Here is an 18533-nt window from a genome sequence, read left to right as displayed (position 1 = left end):
GTACGGTTTGATGAGGGGAAGCTGAGAGTAAAAGAGACAGCATGAGCTGTCCCTTTGAAATCAGTTTTCTACTCTACAAGCAATATGTCATAATGGGTAAAAAATTTTATTTATTTCCGTTCATGTGTCAATTACTCTCGTATTTTTACGAACGATTGTCCGTTTTTAACCGTTTAAACGGTGTTAAAATATTACATAGAAACAAAAAAGAAAGGATTAGATCCGGTGAAAAAAATATGGTCCGTCATAATGGTCATAGCCGTTTTTTTCTCGTTAATGATTGTAAGCAAAGCTCAAGTAGTTAAGGCAAATTCCGAAAATGAATATTGGTTTCTAATGATACAAAATGCTTATGACACACAAATGGGAATAGGTGGGAAAAGTGGAACAAAAGAAGAGATATTTCAATTTTTAGGCCCTTATTTTACGGATGAATTTAAAGAAAAATTTTTTCAAGAGCATGTCTATTTTATTCAAGACAAATATTTTGTGCTTGGAACAGATAATCCTGTCTATTATATCCCTTTATTTTCATATAGTGAAAAAACAAAAACGTTAAAAGTCAACAATAATGAAGTAATCGTCTATGAATATTTTCCGCCAAAAACTTTAGGTCCGGTAAAACATAATGGTCTTTATGAAGGGGTAAAATTAGTGAAAAAGGATGAGGGCTGGAAAATTCATTCAATAATAAAGCATAAAGAAATCATTGATTTCATTCACAAATTGGAACCAGAAAATAATCTTCATAGCCAAAATGAGTCAAAGATGAGAATTGCAAAGAAACTGTACGAAAAACCAATATTATTCGTTAGCTTATTTTTCAAACTAATTAGATAAAGCTTCCTATAATGGGGAGCTTTTTTTGTTGTTAGATATAGTAAAAGATGTAACATCCATGATGGATAAAATTCTTATCATTGAAAAAGATAACAATATCTCATGAGTTTTAAGGAGGAGCAAGAATGTCGTTGTTAGAAGGAATATTGAAGCGCTTACGAAATTTGCAAGAAGATCCGAAGAATAATGAACGTTATTTCGAGATAAACGGGAAAAAGAAGTGTAAAGTAAGTTATATACGAAATACTTCATCTTATGAGCTAAAAATTTTTAACGTGCAAGGAGGAAATGGTACATACCAATTTGATGACATTGATATGACGGCTATAGAAATATATGATTTATTGCAAAGTGAGAAAGAACAGTAAGTAGTTCTTTCTTTTTTATTGTCATTTATTGTTCATCAGTACCGCTTGGGCAATTTTTTATCGAACGTAAAAACTTTTCAGCATTCGTGCATAAAATAATAATAACGATATTTCCGAAATTTCTACTTTAGTTTTTAATACTTTTCAAGTAAATCAAATTGAAATATGTTAAAATGTAATCGAATGTTATTTTGGAAATGGGGAGTTTTCGCCATGATAAGTCTTCAAACGGGAGAGTTGCTAAAAGGGAGCATTGAAGAATTAATAATTCCATCAGAACGTGTTGCTCATGTTCAAGTAGGTAACAGTTTAGAACATGCCTTGTTAGTTTTATCAAAAAGTGGTTATACAGCTGTGCCTGTATTGGATCCAAAATATAAACTTCACGGATTAATAAGCACCCCATTAATCATGGATGCAATTATGGGAATAGAAAGAATTGAATTCGAAAAACTTGACCAGATTAAAGTTGAAGAAGTTTCCGATAAAACGACACCAGTATTAAAAATCTACGATTCTTTTAGTAAAGGATTGAAATCATTAATCAATCATCCGTTTGTATGTGTCGAAAATGAAAAAGGAATCTTTGAAGGAATTTTAACTAGAAGAGCGATGTTAAAAAAACTAAATAGTTATTTACAAAAAATTAATCATCAATATGAATAAAATCCACACGAATGTGTGGCTTTTTTTAATTTTCCTTCATAAGATAGACAACCTCTCTACAAATTCACAGGAATTTGAAAATATAATATAATAAAAAATACAAAAAGTAATAAGTAAATCTTATAAGGCAGGTGAAGGGATGACTTTTTCAGAATTTCAACTATTATCCGTTCTTGCCCAAGAGATGAATATGAGAAAAGCTGCTGAACGCTTATTCGTTTCCCAACCAGCACTTTCCCAACGACTGCAATCGATAGAGAAAGAGTGGGGGGCAAAACTATTTATTCGTTCTCAAAAAGGTTTGACATTAACCCCAGTGGGAGAAATTGTTGTAAAGTTTGCAAAACAAGTAATTGAAATGGAAGAAAAAGTGCGAGAAGAAATCCAGTCGTTAGAATCAGAAGTTCACGGAACATTAAAAATCGCCTGTGCGTCTATTGTTGGACAAAATTGGTTGCCTCAAGTATTAAAAAGATTTGTCGAACGATATCCCCATGCAAAAATTTCATTAATTACCGGTTGGAGTAGTGAAATATTAAAAGCAATATACGAAGATCAAGGACAAATTGGAATTATTCGAGGGACACCTGATTGGAAAGGTGTTAAAATTCATCTATTTAAAGACCACTTATATTTAGTCGACCGGGAAATTCAAAAAGTCGAAGATATTTTAAAAACCAATCGTCCATTTATTCAATTTAAAAGTGATTCAAATTATTATCAAGAAATTCAAGATTGGTGGCACCGTCAATTTCAAATGACTCCAAAGCGTACCATCATTGTTGATCAAATTGAAACTTGTAAACAAATGACATTAAACGGAATCGGCTATGCCATTCTTCCGGAAATTACTTTAAATGGGGAAGAAGAAAACATTTATAAAATCCCTTTACTTGATGATAAAGGAGAACCGATTGGTCGAGATACATGGCTTCTAGGTTATGAAACTTCTTTTCAGTTAAAACAAGTGAAGGCATTTATTGAAATTATAAAAGAATTTTTATATAAGAAAGATTAATAAGCCATTGTCTAACTAGCAATGATTTGATAATGTATGACTAATCAACATAATGGGAGGAAAGAAAATGAAACAAATGGATGCAAATGAAATTATATCTTTTATTCAAAATAGTAAAAAATCAACTCCGGTAAAGGTTTACATAAAAGGTCGTTTAAAAGGAGTTTCTTTACATTCAGATATTCAAGCATTTGTGAATGAAGATACTGCAATTTTATTTGGTGAATGGTCGCTAATCGAAGAAGTTTTGAATGAATGTAAAGATCAAATTGAAGATTATGTCATTGAAAATGATCGTAGGAATTCAGCTATTCCGTTATTAAATTTAAAAAACATTAAGGCAAGAATTGAACCAGGTGCAATAATTCGTGACCAAGTAGAAATCGGTGATAATGCTGTAATCATGATGGGTGCTGTTATTAACATTGGGGCGGTCATTGGTGAAGGTACAATGATTGATATGAATGCCGTTTTAGGAGGTCGAGCAACAGTAGGGAAAAACTGCCATATTGGTGCTGGAGCGGTATTAGCCGGAGTCATTGAACCACCTTCCGCTAAACCGGTGATTATTGAAGATAATGTTTTAATCGGTGCTAATGCTGTTGTGCTAGAAGGTGTGACCGTAGGGGAAGGTGCTGTTGTTGCTGCAGGAGCAATTGTGGTAGACGACGTACCTCCATATACAGTGGTTGCTGGAACTCCAGCACGTGTGATTAAAAAAATTGATGAAAAAACGAAATCCAAAACAGAGATTAAACAAGAACTCCGTCAATTATAATCAAGTAGCGTGGATCATTTCCACGCTACTTTAGCTACAAAAAGGGGAGAATATGAATGCTTGAAGGGCTACAAACGTTTATAAAAATTCGTCGAGACCTGCATCAAATTCCTGAATTAGGTTATGAAGAGTTTAAAACACAACGATATTTATTAAATTATATTGAAAGCTTGCCGAAGGATCGATTAGAAATACGAACATGGAAAACCGGTCTAATTGTAAAAGTAAAGGGGAATAAACCAACAAAAGTTATTGGTTATCGAGCTGATATCGATGGATTACCTATTACAGAAGAAACCGGTCTTTCATTTCAATCGATTCATAACGGAAAGATGCATGCTTGTGGTCACGATATACATATGAGCATTGCTCTAGGAGTTTTAACTTATGTAATCAAACATCCCATTGATGATGATATCGTTTTTATTTTCCAACCGGCGGAAGAAGGGCCTGGTGGTGCACTTCCGATGCTTCAATCCAATGAGTTAAACGATTGGAAACCTGATCAAATTTTCGCTCTTCATATTGCCCCGGAATATCCTGTTGGTACGATTGCTTGTAAAAAAGGATTATTATTTGCTAATACATCAGAACTATTTATTGATTTAAAAGGAACAGGTGGTCATGCTGCCTATCCTCATCGTTCCAATGATATGGTTGTTGTTGCCAGCATGCTTGTTACACAATTACAAACGGTCATTTCAAGAAATATGGATCCACTTGATAGCGCTGTTATTACGATAGGGAAAATAACCGGTGGATATGTACAAAATATCATTGCAGAAAGTGCTAGACTTGAAGGAACAATCCGTACCTTATCGGAAAGTTCAATGATTACTATCAAAGAACGAATCGAAGCAATTGTGAATGGAATAGAAATTGGTTTTAACTGTAAGGCTACGATTGATTATGGGGCCAATTACTATCAAGTATACAATGATCCAAAATTAACAGAAGAATTTATGACTATTGCTCAACAGAAAGCAAAGGTCATCGATTGTAAAGAAGCGATGACAGGTGAGGATTTTGGTTACATGTTAAAAGAAATACCAGGCTTTATGTTTTGGTTAGGAGCAGATTCTAATTACGGATTACACCATGCAAAATTAAATCCGAACGAAGATTGTATAATAGTGGGGATAGATGTAATCATTGAATATATAAATAAAATAGGTAAAAGAAATAGATAGCTATACATTATTAAAATCCACGATACCCCATTTTATGGTAGAAAAAATTCATGAGCAACGAATAAATGACCTCGATACTGAACCGAGGTCATTTTCCATGATTACACCTAAATAAATATTTTTTTATTTATAACATGATCTGCTTAATATAGAAGGATTGTTAGGTGAAAGGAACTTTTAAATCTTCTTATATCTATTTTAGATTAATTACTATGATTGCAATACAAAAACCTTGATTAGAGTTTACCTTTTATACATGTGCTCTATTCGGGGAAGGTTCATCGTGAAGAGTCATTATTCTCACATTATCTTGTAGAAACGATTGATTTTCTTCTATATAGTAATGCACCTAAAATAAAGGATATTATTCCCCATGCAACTAATACACCAATACCTAACCAGTAATTGCCTGTAAGGATTCCTTCTCCATATACCATTGAATCCCGAATGCCTTCCGCAAAATAAGTTAGTGGGAGAATATAGGAAACTGGTTGAAGCCAACTTGGCATAGTTTCAACCGGAAAGAATACCCCGCTTAAAAACATCATAAGGAAACTGGCAATATTTCCAACTCCCATATATGCTTCCGTTGTTTTGCTATAGGAAGATATGAAATAACCTATAGCATTAAAGGATAAAGCCCCTAATAAAAAGACAATCATTAAGCTCATGAAATTTATATGGAGATTTGCTCCAAAGATAACACTACCAATGAAAGTTAAAAGGATAAGCTGGATAATTGCATAAATGACTCGCATGATCATATCACTAAATCCAAATATGCTCATATTTGCAGGAGTCATTCTTAAACGTTTTAATAATCCTTTTCTTCGCATTTCCACAAAACCTACCATGCCAAACAATCCACCTTGGGCTATAGATAGAGCAATCATCCCTGTTAAAATAAAGTCTTGATATTCAATATTTTCTTTTCCTGAGGAAATAGCTTCAAAATCTAAACGGTATGTCGGAGTAGCTTGGGCCATGGCAAGATTCGTTGATTGAATATATTCATCTAAAATTCCCCGTACAGCCTGAGTAGTTACACTTTGCTCGTCTTCTTTATTAACCATTAAAAGAAAAGATCCTTTATTTTCTGTTCCAGGTAAAACAATAGCCGCATCTATTTCTTTCTCTTTTAATAATTTTTCTGCTTTTTCTTTCGTTACATTTTCTGACTCAATCTGAAATACAGGAACTTCTTTCAATTGACTAAATATCATTTCTGATTCTGAATTCACATCTTCTTGAACAAAAACAACTTTCGCTTCAAAATCTTCATTTGAATTGCCGCTAAATATCACCATAAAAATAACCATTAAAATTACCGGAAAGAAAATTCCCCAAAACCATGATTGTTTTTCACGTAATGTCATCCTTAATTGAGTTTTAAACATTTCGATAAATTGTTTCATTTTAATCCCTCCATTCTTTCCCCGTATAAGCAATAAATACATCCTCTAAACTCATTTCGTGAATGGAGACTTGATCTACTTGATATCTCTTTTCTTTTGTAAAACCAAATAATTCATATAAGCTAACTTCCGGATTGTTCGTCCAAAGTTTTAGGGATACTCCATCTCGCTCCACCTTTTCTACAGTAGATATATTGTTGATATATTTTTCTGCATCCTTAGCTGCTAGCTCTCCATCTTGGAAAGTTATTAAAATCTCTCGTTCTTTTGTTAACTGTTGTATAAGCGCTTTTGGAGAGTCAATAGTAATTACTTTCCCTTGATCCACAATACATACCCTATCACTTAATGTTTGTGCTTCTTCCATATAGTGTGTTGTTAAAATTGTGGTTTTTCCTAATTCTTTTAGTTTAAAAATGATATCCCAAATATTGCGACGGGCTTGTGGATCAAGACCAGTTGTAGGTTCATCAAGGAAAATGATTTCTGGATCATTGATCATCGCTAATCCTATGGCTAAGCGTTGACGTTGCCCCCCTGAAAGTTTCTTCACTTGTTTTTTTCGATGATCTGTTAAATTAACCATTTCTAATATTTCTTTCGTTGACCTTGCTTTAGGATAAAAAGAAGCAAATAAATCTAAATTTTCTTCAGGTGTAAGTAAATCAAACATTGCACTTGTTTGTGGTTGAACTCCTATTTTTATTTTGATTTCATCTGCATTTTTATCCCAAGTTAATGTCCCAAAACGTATTTCACCTTGGTCAGGTTCTACTAATCCTTCAATCATTTCCAAAGTGGTTGTTTTTCCTGCCCCGTTTGGACCAATGATGGTGAAAATTTCCCCAGCTTCAACAGAAAAGCTAATGTCTTGGACAGCATGAACACTTCCAAAAGATTTTTTTAAATGTTCCACTTCTAAAACCGGCATTTGTTCATCCTCTCTTTCTTATCCATTCATACAAAGTTAATTTTATATGAAAATTCCATATTTAATACCATTTTTTTTGAGTTTTTTAAATTAATTGAATTTTTACTTACCTCAGCCACACACTCACCTCCAAGCTTACTTTCATACGAAATAATGCTTCAATAAGTAGTTTCATGACTGTTTGTCCAATTATATGCATACATTGGTTTTAGGAGGGATGGAAATGTATCAATGGAAAGTTTCTAATATCCTACGATATATTGTTGCCTATATATTTACCATTTCGGGATTAAAGAAATTACTAAATGAGGAGATTGCCGATCATTTTATGAATTTAGGCACTTTCTATACGAAACTAACGTTGTATATTGTTGCATTACTAGAAATAGTCTGTGGCATATTAATAGCTTTCAATAAATGGGTAAAACTTGCAAGTATTCCGCTAATCATCATAATAATTGGAACATTTTAATCACAAAAGTACCGATACTTCATACCAGTCTACTTTCTCTTCCAAGCTAAATTAGATATCGCTATGCTTGTCTTATTGATTGTTGTCTATCAAGAACATTCATCTTGATCCATCCATGCCTTTCCAATATATGTAAATAACACAGAAACTAGCAAGAAAGATTTTACCCACTCTAAACTTCCACTAGGTAAGGAATTAAGATGTGAGTTTCTTTTTTTTGTAAAATTGTTATAATTTAGAACGAATGTTCTTGTAGTATGGAGGAAATATATGGAGTTAGTTTTTTATGAGGAGAAATACAAGGATAAAATAATTAATTATGAATTAACAGATGAACAACTCCGCTATACTGGACATCCCGTAGAATGGATCCATTTATCCAATATGGATCCAAGTCGTTATTCTGTTTTAGCCTTGGAAAAGGGAAACCTTGTTACATTTTTTGTATTACATAAAAATGAAGGGGTAAAACCTTATTCCGATAATATTCATGCCATTATTAAGAGCGTTTTCCACCGATTTCCGATACCAAGGGATGGGATATGCGAAAAAAGCATTAATGTTATTACCTCCATTTGTGAAAGTGAACTTCAATGATATTAATGAAATTGTTTTAGCCGTTAATGTACAAAATGTGGTATCACAGAAACTATACAAAAAATGTGGATTTATTGATAACGGTGTTCGGAAAATGGGTAAAAAAGGTGAACTTATCATAATGAGTTACTATTTGTAATGAAAACTAAAATAGCAAAAGGATAGATGTTAGGAAGTTTACTTAAACATCTATCCTTTCCATTTTGATCGTTTGATTTGTAACGCGAAATTCAGCTTTCTATTTCCTCATTTTCTGTATTTACCATAATAGCGGCCACACGAGTCAGCCTTTCATAGAAGGCTTCACCAGCAGGATGTTTATCTAATCCTACCTCTTGGAATGCTTCTTTCATGCATCTTAACCAGCATTCTGCCCTTTTTGGAGTAATTTTAAATGGCATATGACGAAGCTTCATCATTGGCGACCCAAATTCTTGACTATATAAAGGTGGACCTCCTAAAAACTGCGGCAAAAATAATTTTTGCTTCCGTTTAATTTCTTCCATATCTCCTTTAAATAACGGAGCTAAATCTGGATCCGCATACACTTTTGGATAAAAATGATTAACTAGCTCATCTATCTTTTCCGCACCTATTTGGTCATATAGACTACCTTGTATATCCGGCTCATTCACGGTTTTTTTACCTCCTTCCATCATTTAAAAATCATTATACATGGTTTGCTTTTTTTGCCTCGTGATTTATATCACACTTAAAGAACAATTCCATTTCTTAAGTACAAATATTAAAATGAGAATGTTTTGCTCCTTCACATAAAGGCAGGAGTATCCATTTATGGGTCTCTTCCATTTCAGTCGTAGTTTTATTATTTTTGGAAAGATTTCATTTCGGCATATGTTTGTCGAAATATGTATTATATTTACATAATTTTTTTAATTTTCGAAATAATAATTTAAAAGTTCATGATCACGTTTAATTCGTAAAAAATATGGGAAAAACAATGTGTAGGGCATACATATCTCTATCTTTTTGTCTTTTTAAGTTACATTTGTTGAAAAGAAAAAATATTATGCCTATAATAGTTCATGTCGAAAGGGAAAATTTTTCCCGATTAAAATTACATATGGAGGGATTTTTAATGCCAGAGCGTATGGTAGGAAAACAAGCTCCACGTTTTGAAATGGAAGCAGTTATGCCTAACAAAGAGTTTGGGAAAGTAAGTTTAGAAGAAAATATGAAAAATGATAAGTGGACAGTTCTTTTCTTCTACCCAATGGATTTCACATTTGTATGTCCAACAGAAATTACTGCAATGAGTGATCGCTACGAAGAGTTTGAAGACTTAGATGCAGAAGTAATCGGAGTTTCTACTGACACTATTCATACTCACTTAGCTTGGATTAATACTCCTCGTGACAAAAACGGACTTGGAGATATTAAATATCCATTAGCTGCTGATACTAACCATGTTGTTTCTCGTGAGTATGGTGTATTAATTGAGGAAGAAGGAGTAGCTCTTCGCGGTTTATTCATTATTAGTCCAGAAGGCGAACTCATGTATCAAACAGTTTTCCATAACAACATCGGTCGTGACGTAGATGAAACATTACGTGTTCTTCAAGCATTACAAACAGGCGGTCTTTGCCCTGCAAACTGGAAACCAGGTCAAGAAACTTTAAATGTGTAATGTATCTTTTCAATAATGAGGCCTAACGATATGTTAGGTCTTTTTTCCGATATTATCCCAGGAGGAGATTTCACATGAAATTACGTGAACCAATGCCAGAACTTACTGGTGCAACAGCATGGTTAAACGGTGAAGTAACTAGAGATGATTTAGTCGGCGAAAAACCGACATTAATTCATTTCTGGTCCATTAGCTGTCATTTGTGTAAAGAAGCAATGCCACAAGTTAATCAATTTCGTGATCAATACAAAGATAAATTAAATGTAGTTGCTGTTCATATGCCAAGATCCGAAAATGATTTGGATTTAGAAGAAATTAAAAAAGTTGCCCAAGAGCACGGAATTACACAACCAATTTTTGTCGACAGTGAACATAAACTAACTGATGCATTTGAAAACCAATATGTTCCTGCTTACTATGTATTTGATAAAGATGGTAATTTACGCCATTTCCAAGCAGGCGGCAGTGGAATGAAAATGTTAGAAAAACGTGTAAATCGTGTATTAAACGAAATGGAAAATGCACAATAATTATTAATTAGTTCAAAATATTGCTCCTGAACTAGATAAGCATGTTTATCTAGTTCAGGATTTTTTTATGAATTGTAGTTGAAAGAAAGCTATAGAATAAAATTATTATTTTATTTGCAACTTGAACGTTTGAGGATGAATCTTCCTAACTAGTGATTAAAAAATCTTGCAAGTCGTATTGATTTATTTGCAAGTCGAACAATCGAAGTTGATTTTCTATCAAAAAGGAAGGATTGGCTTGAGCCAATCCTGACCAATGGAATGTATATTTGCAACTCTGCTAATGGAATTTGAAAGTTTTTGAATCATTCTTGTAACTTTTCAATTTTATTTGCAACTAGAAAATATCGTATTTGCAAGTGAAAATGATAAATTTGTAATTATCGAAACATTATTTGTAACTTGTGAATATGAACTTGCAAGTCTCTTATAAATCTTGCAACTAAGTTGATTTTATTTGCAAGTGAACATTCAAGAGTAAATTTGTTAAATAAGTGATCGAAAAATCTAGGAACTAAACTATTCTTTGCTAAAAACTAAAAGTAAAATTATGTAACTCCAGTCATTGACAAAGTACCTTTCATGTGTATCAACTTCAATTTCCGTCATATTAAATGGCTCCTACTGAATGTTCATCATCCTATTTATCAAACTTTTCAAAAATAAAAAAAAAGTAAAATAAAATAGTGGAAATTTATTTCGAAAACCGTTATATTTAAATATACGTTTGTCAATTTACTTCAAAGAGGGGGAGTCGAGCATGGAAACCTTTAAAAAGTTAAAAAGGTTTTATTGGCCGTATCGAAAATATTTCTACATATCGGTCATTTTCATGTTGTTACTAACATTTATTACAGTCGTTTATCCAATCATATTACAATTGACGATTGATGAAGTAATCATAAATCAACAATTTAATTGGATTCCATATTTATCGATTGGATTTATCCTCATAATGGTTGTTAAAGGGGTAGCAACATTTATTCATCAATATACTGGAGATTTATTCGGAATTACATCTGTATATAAACTAAGAAACTCTTTATATGAAAAACTTCAATTTTTGCCATTTCGCTATTATGATAATGCAAAAACTGGTGACTTAATGTCACGACTAACGGCGGATGTTGAGGGATTTCGTTTCTTTTTATCATTTGGAATCGCGGAATTTATTCGTTTCCTTTTATTAATTACGATTAGTGTTAGCGTTATGTTCTATTATTCTATATCATTAACAATTGTTACGATGCTAGCAATGCCATTTTTAGCTGTAGCTGTATATCAGTTTGAAAAGAAAGTACATCCAGCTTTTCGAGGCATTCGAAAATCGTTCGGAAAATTAAATACAAATGTTCAAGAGAATATTAGTGGGATTAATACGGTTAAATCTTTATCAAGAGAAGAGTTCGAAATTTCAAAATTTAATCGTTCGAATGGCGATTATCGCAAGAACTATATTTTTACATCAAACATTTGGGCGAAATATTTCCCTCTCATGGAGTTTATCGGAAATTTAAGCGTGGTGTTTTTACTATCATATGGTGGTTACCTTGTTATAAATGATGAAATTCGACCTGGGGAGCTTGTCGCATTCTATAGTTTAGTTGGATATATTATTTTTCCAATTATGAACTTGGGATTTGTCATCAATATGTTTTCACAATCAAAAGCTTCAGGGGAACGTCTTCTTGAAATATTAGAGGAACAAAATGAAATCGTTGAAAAGGAATATCCTATTTATCGCGATAAACTACAAGGACATGTTGAGTTTAAAAATGTCACATTGAAGTACCCAACCGATGAAAAAGCGGCATTACAAGATATCTCGTTCGAAGCGCAGCCGGGAAAAGTCATCGGTTTGATTGGATCAACAGGAGCGGGAAAAACGAGTATTACTCAACTAATTACTCGTTTTTATGAACCAATAAAAGGAGAAATCCTCATTGATGGTATTCCAATCAAAGAATATTCTCTCACATCATTAAGGAAAAATATCGGTTTTGTTTTGCAAGAGTCGTTTCTATTTTCGTCTACAATCAAAGCTAATATTTCTTACGGTAGACCTGATGCAACCATGGATGAAATTATACAAGCGGCAAAACTAGCACAAGCACATGATTTTATTATGGAGCTTCCAGATGGATATGATACCCTTCTTGGAGAAAGAGGAATGGGATTATCTGGTGGACAAAAACAAAGAATTGCTATCGCAAGAGCTATTTGTTTAAACCCTAGTATTTTAATATTGGACGATGCGACGAGTGCAGTGGATATGGAGACAGAGTTCCAAATTCAAAAAGCGCTAAAAGAAGTTATGAAAGGAAGAACGACATTTATTATTGCACACCGCATATCATCTTTAAAACATGCAGATGAAATAATCGTATTAGAAGAAGGGAAAATCGTCGAACGTGGTGTCCATGAACAGTTAATTCATAACAATGGTCCGTATCAACGGATATATGACATTCAATACAAAGATCAAAAAATCCTTCTTCAGTCGCAAATGGGGTGAAAGCATGGAAATCGCAAATAAAAAGAAAATTAACCCAAACGTTTTAAAAAGGTTTCATTATTCACAAGATTCAGCGATAGAAAAACCTTTTAACTGGAAACAAATGATGAGACTATTAACTTATATGAAACCTTATTCAAAAAATTTGTTGCCCGCTTCTATTATCATGGTGATGCTTTCAACAGCCGTTCGTTTAGTCATACCAATCTTAATCGGGGTATATACACTGGAAAAAGCGATTGTTGAAAAAGATACGAATCTTTTAATCACTTTAGTAGCAGTTATTGGAAGCTTATATGTTATATCATATGTGGCGAACTATTTCCGAATTAAATGGATGAATCAACTTGGCCAAAACGTTATTTATGATTTACGTAAACATTTATTTACTCATGTGCAAGGTTTATCTCATCGATTCTTTGATTCAAGGTCTGCCGGATCGATTTTAGTTCGTATCATGAATGACATCAACTCACTACAAGAACTTTTTACGAATGGTGTCATAAATCTTCTTATGGATATCGTTATGTTAATTGGGATTTTTATCATTTTGTTTACTTTAAGTCCTGAATTGACATTGGCAGTAATGGTTGTTTTACCATTAATGTTCTTTATAACAACGAAATTAAGAAGGAATATTCGCCGCTCTTGGCAAGATGTTCGGATCAAACAATCAAAATTAAACTCACATTTAAATGAAAGCATTCAAGGAATTCGCGTGACCCAATCTTTTACACAAGAACGTGAAAATATGGCTTTCTTTGACGGCATCAATCATGAAACATTCGAGTCATGGAGAATCGCAACGAAGAAAAATGCTACTTTTCGTCCATTAGTAGAGTTGACAAATGCTTTAGGTACCGCTGTTCTCATCTGGTACGGTGCTCATCTTATTTCTAACGGAACAATTGGAATTGGAGTATTTGTTTCATTTGCTTTTTATCTTGGAATGTTCTGGGAACCAATTTCAAGACTTGGGCAAGTGTATAATCAATTATTAATGGGAATGGCTTCTTCAGAAAGAATTTTTGAATTTTTAGATGAAAAACCGATCGTTTCCGAAAAAGAAAAAGCAGTTGATTTAGGAGATGTAAAAGGTCATATTCAATTTGATAACGTTGTCTTCTCCTATGATGATAAAAGAACGGCGTTAAATGGAGTAAGCCTTGAAATAAAAGAAGGGCAATCGGTTGCACTTGTTGGCCATACCGGGAGTGGAAAAACGACGATAGCCAATTTAATAAGCCGATTTTACGATCCGACTAGCGGTTCGGTAAAAGTAGATGGTCATGATTTACGAGATGTATCCATCAAAAGTTTAAGAAGAAATATTAGTATTGTTTTACAAGATACATTTATTTTTTCGGGTACGATCATGGAGAATATTCGTTTCGGAAGGCCAGATGCTACGGACGAAGAAGTAATGGAAGCAGCAAAAGCGATTGGTGCTCATGCGTTTATTGAAAAACTACCTAATGGATATTTTACTGAAGTTGAAGAACGAGGAAATATACTATCGGTAGGACAACGTCAACTTTTATCTTTTGCACGTGCATTACTTGCGGACCCAAGAATTTTAATTTTAGATGAAGCAACCGCTAGCATAGATACAGAAACGGAAGTTAAAATACAAGAAGCATTGAAGAAGTTATTAAAAGGAAGAACATCCATCATCATCGCTCACCGTTTATCTACGATTCGTGAAGCGGATCATATTTTCGTATTAGATCATGGAAATATAATCGAACAAGGCAACCACGATGAATTAATGAAGCAAAAAGGTGAATATTATCATTTAGTAACAACACAATTCCAAATGTTAAATGAATAATTGCAAAAGTTGTCCGATTTTAGGGCAACTTTTTTTGTGTATCAGAAACCTTTCTATCCCTCTTTCGTCTAAAATAATAAAAAGAAGGTAGGGATACCGTTGAGAAAAATCGTGATCGTGACTTCGCTGTTCATTCTTTCATTCCTTCTAATCTCATGTAGCAACAATACTATTGAAACTAAAGAGGAAAAAGGAAAACAAATTGGAAGTTTTGAACAAGGAAAAGTAGCAGAAGATCAAAGTATTGATATAGAAAGAAAATTAATGGTTGCGAGCAAAGACCAACTAGAAACACTTAATCAGAAGGTCATTTATGAAGGTAATATGGAAATCGAAGTAAACGACTTAGTAAGTATGGAAAGATGGCTAAATGAGTTTTTATCAAAAAACAATGGATATATCGTCTATTCGAACGTGGAAAAAGTAGAAAAAGAACCGTTGAAAGGATTTTATACCGTTCGAATTCCATCCGAAAATTTGCAACAATTCATGGATACATTAGAAGAGAAAGCTAATCACCTCATAAAAAGAGAGATGAATGGTCAAGATGTAACAGAAGAGTATGTGGATTTAGAGTCGAGATTAAAATCAAAGCAAGTAGTCGAAAGCCGTTTATTGGAATTAATGAAAAATGCTAAGGATACAGAAGATTTATTAAAAATATCTGAAAGCCTTGCTAAAGTTCAAGAGGAAATTGAAACAATACAAGGAAGAATGAAATATATTGACAATCGTGTAGATCTAGCTACTTTATCTATCGTTATGTATGAATCAGATGGTTCAAAAATCCAGCACGAATTCAATACGTGGGAAAAGACAAAGAAACAATTTATTACAAGTATAAATGGTGTGCTCCAATTTTTTTCAATGATATTCGTTATAATTGTTGGGAATTCACCTATAATTCTCTTATTTGGAGGGATATTAGCGGTTGTCTTATTTGTCATAGTGAAGAAAAAACGAAAAAACAAAAAAGTACCTGAAGAACAAAATTAATACTAAATAATTGTGTGGTAAAATGGAGGCATAGGTTTATACATGGAGTGATAACTGTGAAAAAAGTATTTGCTGTCATCGGATTAGGTCGATTTGGAGGTAGTATTTGTCGAACACTCATTGAAGAAGGAGCGGAAGTTTTAGCGATTGATGTGGATGAAGATCGTGTCAATGAATTTGCTCCTATCGCCTCCCATGCCGTTATTGGGGATACGACGGATGAAGCCGTATTAAAAAGTTTAGGAATACGCAATTTTGATCACGTCATCGTTGCCATTGGTGATAATATTCAAGCAAGTATCCTTACGGCGATTATTTTAAAGGAGCTTGGTGTGAAAAATATAACCGTAAAAGCTCAAAATGATTACCATGAAAAAGTATTAAGAAAAATTGGTGTGAATCATGTTGTTCACCCTGAGAGGGATATGGGGAAAAGATTAGCTCATCATATTCTTTCAAAAAATGTATTAGATTATTTAGAGCTTTCGGATCAGCATAGTATTGTAGAGATTATGGCGAACGATTCCATTGACGGACGATCGATATTAGAGTTAGATATTCGTAAAAAATACGGAATCAACATCGTCGGAATTAAGAGAGGAAAAGACATTATCATTTCTCCACAAGCAACAGAAGTCATTCAAAAAAATGATATATTAATTGTCATCGGCGCTGATAACGACATTGACCGCTTCCAAAAAAAAGTAATGGAATAAAGAAAAGCGGAGGCGAGCGTTTAGTGGCGTACGAACGGGAGGCACTCCTGCACTGAGAAAAAGGAAACACGGGCGTAATAATAATTTCATAGACTATAATAAAAGCTCTCTCTTCATAAGAAGAGAGAGCTTTATAGTATCAAACTTCCATAATAATTGGTAAAATCATTGGCCGACGTTTTGTTTTTTCATATAGGAAAGGAGCTAAAATATCCGTAATTTCATTTTTAATTTCAGACCATTGATTAGTTCTTCTTTCCATAACTTTGCTTAAATGTTTAGCAATGAGAGCTTGTGCTTCATTGATTAAATCACCGGATTCTCTCATATAAACAAATCCACGAGAAATAATATCAGGACCTGCGGCAATTTTAAATTCCTTCATATTGATGCTTACAACAACAATGACAAGTCCTTCTTCGGATAAAATTTTTCGATCTCTTAATACGATATTTCCAATATCACCGATACCGCTACCATCAATGTAAACAGAACCTGAAGGAATTTTTCCAGCAATCTCTGCAGAATCTTCGGTTAATGCTAATACTTCTCCATTATCCATAATAAAGCAGTTTTCTTCTAAAACCCCGCAATCTTGTGCTAGTTTTGCGTGAGTAATTTGCATCCGGTATTCACCGTGGATAGGCATAAAGAATTTTGGTTTCATTAAGCGAATCATCAATTTTTGTTCTTCTTGTCCACCATGACCAGAAGTATGAATATCATTCAAAGAACCGTGAATAACTTCAGCTCCAGCACGATATAACATATTAATCGTACGATTGACACTAATGGTATTGCCAGGGATTGGAGAAGATGAAAAGACAACCGTATCTCCAGGGATTATTTGAATTTGTCGATGTGTTCCGTTGGCAATACGTGATAACGCCGCCATTGGTTCTCCTTGACTACCGGTACATAAAATAACGACTTGATTAGCCGGTAATCGATTTAATTGATGAGCATCAATAAACGTGTCTTTTGGACATTTAATATATCCTAGTTCTTGTCCAATCTCAATGGCTGCATCCATGCTTCGTCCAAATACGGCAATTTTTCTACCGTTTTTAACAGCCGCTTCGGTTACTTGTTGGAGACGATGAATGTTTGATGCAAACGTAGCAAAAATGATTCTTCCGTCCACTTTTCTAAAAATATCGTGAATGCTTTCCCCAACTTTCCGTTCAGACATGGTGAATTCAGGAATTTCACTATTTGTACTGTCCGAAAGAAGACAAAGAACACCTTCTTTTCCGATTTCCGCCATTTTCGTTAAATTTGCTGGTTCCCCAACAGGAGTAAAATCAAATTTAAAGTCTCCTGTATGTACGATATTTCCGGAAGGGGTTTTCACTACAATCCCGTATGAATCTGGAATACTGTGGGTTGTTCTAAAAAATGTAACAGCAGTATGTTCAAATTGAATTATGTCATCCTCTTTAATTTCATGTAGTTTTGCTTGTCTTAGTAAGCCGTGTTCTTCTAACTTATTCTTTATTAACCCAAGGGCTAATTTTCCACCATAAATAGGAATGTTAATTTCCCTTAATAAATATGGTATTCCTCCGATATGATCTTCGTGCCCATGCGTGATGAACAGGCCTTTAATCTTTTCCACATTTTTAACCAAATAGGTGTAATCAGGAATGACATAATCAATTCCAAGTAATTCTTCTTCAGGGAATTTGATTCCGGCATCAATGACAATAATTTCATCTTGATATTGAACAGCATATGTATTTTTTCCGATTTCACCCAGTCCGCCTAGTGCAAAAACTGCCGTTTGATTATTTTTTAAAAATTTCATATTATTCTACCCCATCAATTTAAAATTTTCTTGATTTTGTTCATACTCTAAATATGCACCGTCCAAAGGTTGTATATGCTCGATATTATATGGCGTATCGGATAATTTTTCACGAACCTCTTTTTCAGACTCCGCTTCAATGTATAAAGATTTCGTTCTTTCCCTTACAGGAACTTGTACTTTATTTTCTTGGTAGTAAACTTTAAAAATCATTG

General features: G+C 33.6%; 18 protein-coding genes and 1 pseudogene. 14 read left to right on the top strand and 5 right to left on the bottom strand.

Annotated elements, in window-relative coordinates; all coding sequences use genetic code 11:
• The first annotated feature begins 225 nt into the window (after positions 1-225).
• From AC3ASS_RS05520 to AC3ASS_RS05495, 6 genes are all read left to right on the top strand, one after another.
• Positions 226-840 carry a DUF3993 domain-containing protein gene (locus AC3ASS_RS05520; RefSeq protein WP_488282517.1) on the top strand — a complete coding sequence of 205 codons (615 nt, stop codon included), beginning with the start codon at positions 226-228 and terminating at the stop codon, positions 838-840.
• 125 nt (positions 841-965) lie between these two features.
• On the top strand, positions 966-1208 hold the full coding sequence (locus tag AC3ASS_RS05515; RefSeq protein ID WP_488282516.1) for a DUF1797 family protein: 243 nt from the start codon (positions 966-968) through the stop codon (positions 1206-1208).
• A gap of 213 nt (positions 1209-1421) precedes the next feature.
• Positions 1422-1874: a cyclic-di-AMP-binding protein CbpB gene (gene cbpB / locus AC3ASS_RS05510; protein ID WP_488282515.1), complete on the top strand. Its 453-nt coding sequence runs from the start codon at positions 1422-1424 to the stop codon at positions 1872-1874.
• 139 nt (positions 1875-2013) lie between these two features.
• Positions 2014-2892: a transcriptional regulator CcpC gene (gene ccpC, locus AC3ASS_RS05505; protein WP_488282514.1), complete on the top strand. Its 879-nt coding sequence runs from the start codon at positions 2014-2016 to the stop codon at positions 2890-2892.
• A 67-nt stretch (positions 2893-2959) separates the two neighbouring features.
• Positions 2960-3670 carry a 2,3,4,5-tetrahydropyridine-2,6-dicarboxylate N-acetyltransferase gene (gene dapD / locus AC3ASS_RS05500; RefSeq protein ID WP_488282513.1) on the top strand — a complete coding sequence of 237 codons (711 nt, stop codon included), beginning with the start codon at positions 2960-2962 and terminating at the stop codon, positions 3668-3670.
• A 56-nt stretch (positions 3671-3726) separates the two neighbouring features.
• Positions 3727-4860: an N-acetyldiaminopimelate deacetylase gene (locus AC3ASS_RS05495; protein WP_488282512.1), complete on the top strand. Its 1134-nt coding sequence runs from the start codon at positions 3727-3729 to the stop codon at positions 4858-4860.
• 305 nt (positions 4861-5165) lie between these two features.
• Here AC3ASS_RS05495 and AC3ASS_RS05490 read toward each other — a convergent pair whose 3' ends face one another.
• Both AC3ASS_RS05490 and AC3ASS_RS05485 read right to left on the bottom strand, forming a co-directional pair.
• A complete protein-coding gene (locus AC3ASS_RS05490; protein ID WP_488282511.1) occupies positions 5166-6275 on the bottom strand; it encodes an ABC transporter permease in 1110 nt (369 codons plus the stop codon).
• A 1-nt stretch (position 6276) separates the two neighbouring features.
• Complete coding sequence (locus AC3ASS_RS05485; RefSeq protein ID WP_488282510.1) at positions 6277-7206, bottom strand: ABC transporter ATP-binding protein; 930 nt, start codon at positions 7204-7206, stop codon at positions 6277-6279.
• Positions 7207-7429: 223 nt separating this feature from the next.
• Here AC3ASS_RS05485 and AC3ASS_RS05480 point away from each other — a divergent pair, with 223 nt between their 5' ends.
• Together AC3ASS_RS05480 and AC3ASS_RS05475 are read left to right on the top strand one after the other, a co-directional pair.
• Positions 7430-7678, top strand: a complete 249-nt coding sequence (locus AC3ASS_RS05480) for a DoxX family protein (RefSeq protein ID WP_488282509.1) — start codon at positions 7430-7432, stop codon at positions 7676-7678.
• A 270-nt stretch (positions 7679-7948) separates the two neighbouring features.
• A pseudogene (locus AC3ASS_RS05475) lies at positions 7949-8414 on the top strand (GNAT family N-acetyltransferase).
• A 91-nt stretch (positions 8415-8505) separates the two neighbouring features.
• On the opposite strand, the gene AC3ASS_RS05470 reads toward AC3ASS_RS05475, so the two are convergent.
• Positions 8506-8910 (bottom strand): globin domain-containing protein, encoded by a 405-nt coding sequence (locus AC3ASS_RS05470; protein WP_488282508.1) that lies wholly within the window; start codon positions 8908-8910, stop codon positions 8506-8508.
• A 464-nt stretch (positions 8911-9374) separates the two neighbouring features.
• Here AC3ASS_RS05470 and AC3ASS_RS05465 point away from each other — a divergent pair, with 464 nt between their 5' ends.
• The 6 genes from AC3ASS_RS05465 to AC3ASS_RS05440 all read left to right on the top strand — a co-directional run bounded on the left by AC3ASS_RS05465 (position 9375) and on the right by AC3ASS_RS05440 (position 16511).
• The gene (locus AC3ASS_RS05465) at positions 9375-9923 is read left to right on the top strand and encodes a peroxiredoxin (protein WP_488282507.1); all 549 of its coding nucleotides are present in this window, start codon (positions 9375-9377) and stop codon (positions 9921-9923) included.
• Positions 9924-9997: 74 nt separating this feature from the next.
• Complete coding sequence (locus tag AC3ASS_RS05460; protein WP_488282506.1) at positions 9998-10453, top strand: TlpA family protein disulfide reductase; 456 nt, start codon at positions 9998-10000, stop codon at positions 10451-10453.
• Between the two features lie 760 nt (positions 10454-11213).
• Positions 11214-12968 carry an ABC transporter ATP-binding protein gene (locus AC3ASS_RS05455; protein WP_488282505.1) on the top strand — a complete coding sequence of 585 codons (1755 nt, stop codon included), beginning with the start codon at positions 11214-11216 and terminating at the stop codon, positions 12966-12968.
• 4 nt (positions 12969-12972) lie between these two features.
• The gene (locus AC3ASS_RS05450) at positions 12973-14799 is read left to right on the top strand and encodes an ABC transporter ATP-binding protein (RefSeq protein WP_488282504.1); all 1827 of its coding nucleotides are present in this window, start codon (positions 12973-12975) and stop codon (positions 14797-14799) included.
• Between the two features lie 99 nt (positions 14800-14898).
• Complete coding sequence (locus AC3ASS_RS05445; protein ID WP_488282503.1) at positions 14899-15795, top strand: DUF4349 domain-containing protein; 897 nt, start codon at positions 14899-14901, stop codon at positions 15793-15795.
• A gap of 56 nt (positions 15796-15851) precedes the next feature.
• Positions 15852-16511 carry a potassium channel family protein gene (locus AC3ASS_RS05440; RefSeq protein ID WP_488282502.1) on the top strand — a complete coding sequence of 220 codons (660 nt, stop codon included), beginning with the start codon at positions 15852-15854 and terminating at the stop codon, positions 16509-16511.
• A gap of 139 nt (positions 16512-16650) precedes the next feature.
• On the opposite strand, the gene rnjA is transcribed toward AC3ASS_RS05440, so the two are convergent.
• Together rnjA and AC3ASS_RS05430 are read right to left on the bottom strand one after the other, a co-directional pair.
• Complete coding sequence (gene rnjA, locus AC3ASS_RS05435; RefSeq protein WP_488282501.1) at positions 16651-18318, bottom strand: ribonuclease J1; 1668 nt, start codon at positions 18316-18318, stop codon at positions 16651-16653.
• 6 nt (positions 18319-18324) lie between these two features.
• Complete coding sequence (locus AC3ASS_RS05430; protein ID WP_488282500.1) at positions 18325-18531, bottom strand: DNA-dependent RNA polymerase subunit epsilon; 207 nt, start codon at positions 18529-18531, stop codon at positions 18325-18327.
• Positions 18532-18533 lie beyond the last annotated feature (2 nt).

This window comes from Bacillus sp. JST-5 (assembly GCF_057747715.1).
The sequence above is the reverse complement of the archived record's forward strand: the minus strand, read 5'-3'. Positions and strand labels throughout refer to the sequence as shown.

Bases quoted from the DNA above. Each gene is read 5' to 3' on its own strand.
- AC3ASS_RS05515 (WP_488282516.1), top strand. From the start codon at position 966: ATGTCGTTGTTAGAAGGAATATTGAAGCGCTTACGAAATTTGCAAGAA.
- cbpB (WP_488282515.1), top strand. From the start codon at position 1,422: ATGATAAGTCTTCAAACGGGAGAGTTGCTAAAAGGGAGCATTGAAGAA.
- ccpC (WP_488282514.1), top strand. From the start codon at position 2,014: ATGACTTTTTCAGAATTTCAACTATTATCCGTTCTTGCCCAAGAGATG.
- dapD (WP_488282513.1), top strand. From the start codon at position 2,960: ATGAAACAAATGGATGCAAATGAAATTATATCTTTTATTCAAAATAGT.
- AC3ASS_RS05495 (WP_488282512.1), top strand. From the start codon at position 3,727: ATGCTTGAAGGGCTACAAACGTTTATAAAAATTCGTCGAGACCTGCAT.
- AC3ASS_RS05490 (WP_488282511.1), bottom strand. From the start codon at position 6,275: ATGAAACAATTTATCGAAATGTTTAAAACTCAATTAAGGATGACATTA.
- AC3ASS_RS05485 (WP_488282510.1), bottom strand. From the start codon at position 7,206: ATGCCGGTTTTAGAAGTGGAACATTTAAAAAAATCTTTTGGAAGTGTT.
- AC3ASS_RS05480 (WP_488282509.1), top strand. From the start codon at position 7,430: ATGTATCAATGGAAAGTTTCTAATATCCTACGATATATTGTTGCCTAT.
- AC3ASS_RS05465 (WP_488282507.1), top strand. From the start codon at position 9,375: ATGCCAGAGCGTATGGTAGGAAAACAAGCTCCACGTTTTGAAATGGAA.
- AC3ASS_RS05460 (WP_488282506.1), top strand. From the start codon at position 9,998: ATGAAATTACGTGAACCAATGCCAGAACTTACTGGTGCAACAGCATGG.
- AC3ASS_RS05455 (WP_488282505.1), top strand. From the start codon at position 11,214: ATGGAAACCTTTAAAAAGTTAAAAAGGTTTTATTGGCCGTATCGAAAA.
- AC3ASS_RS05450 (WP_488282504.1), top strand. From the start codon at position 12,973: ATGGAAATCGCAAATAAAAAGAAAATTAACCCAAACGTTTTAAAAAGG.
- rnjA (WP_488282501.1), bottom strand. From the start codon at position 18,318: ATGAAATTTTTAAAAAATAATCAAACGGCAGTTTTTGCACTAGGCGGA.
- AC3ASS_RS05430 (WP_488282500.1), bottom strand. From the start codon at position 18,531: ATGATTTTTAAAGTTTACTACCAAGAAAATAAAGTACAAGTTCCTGTA.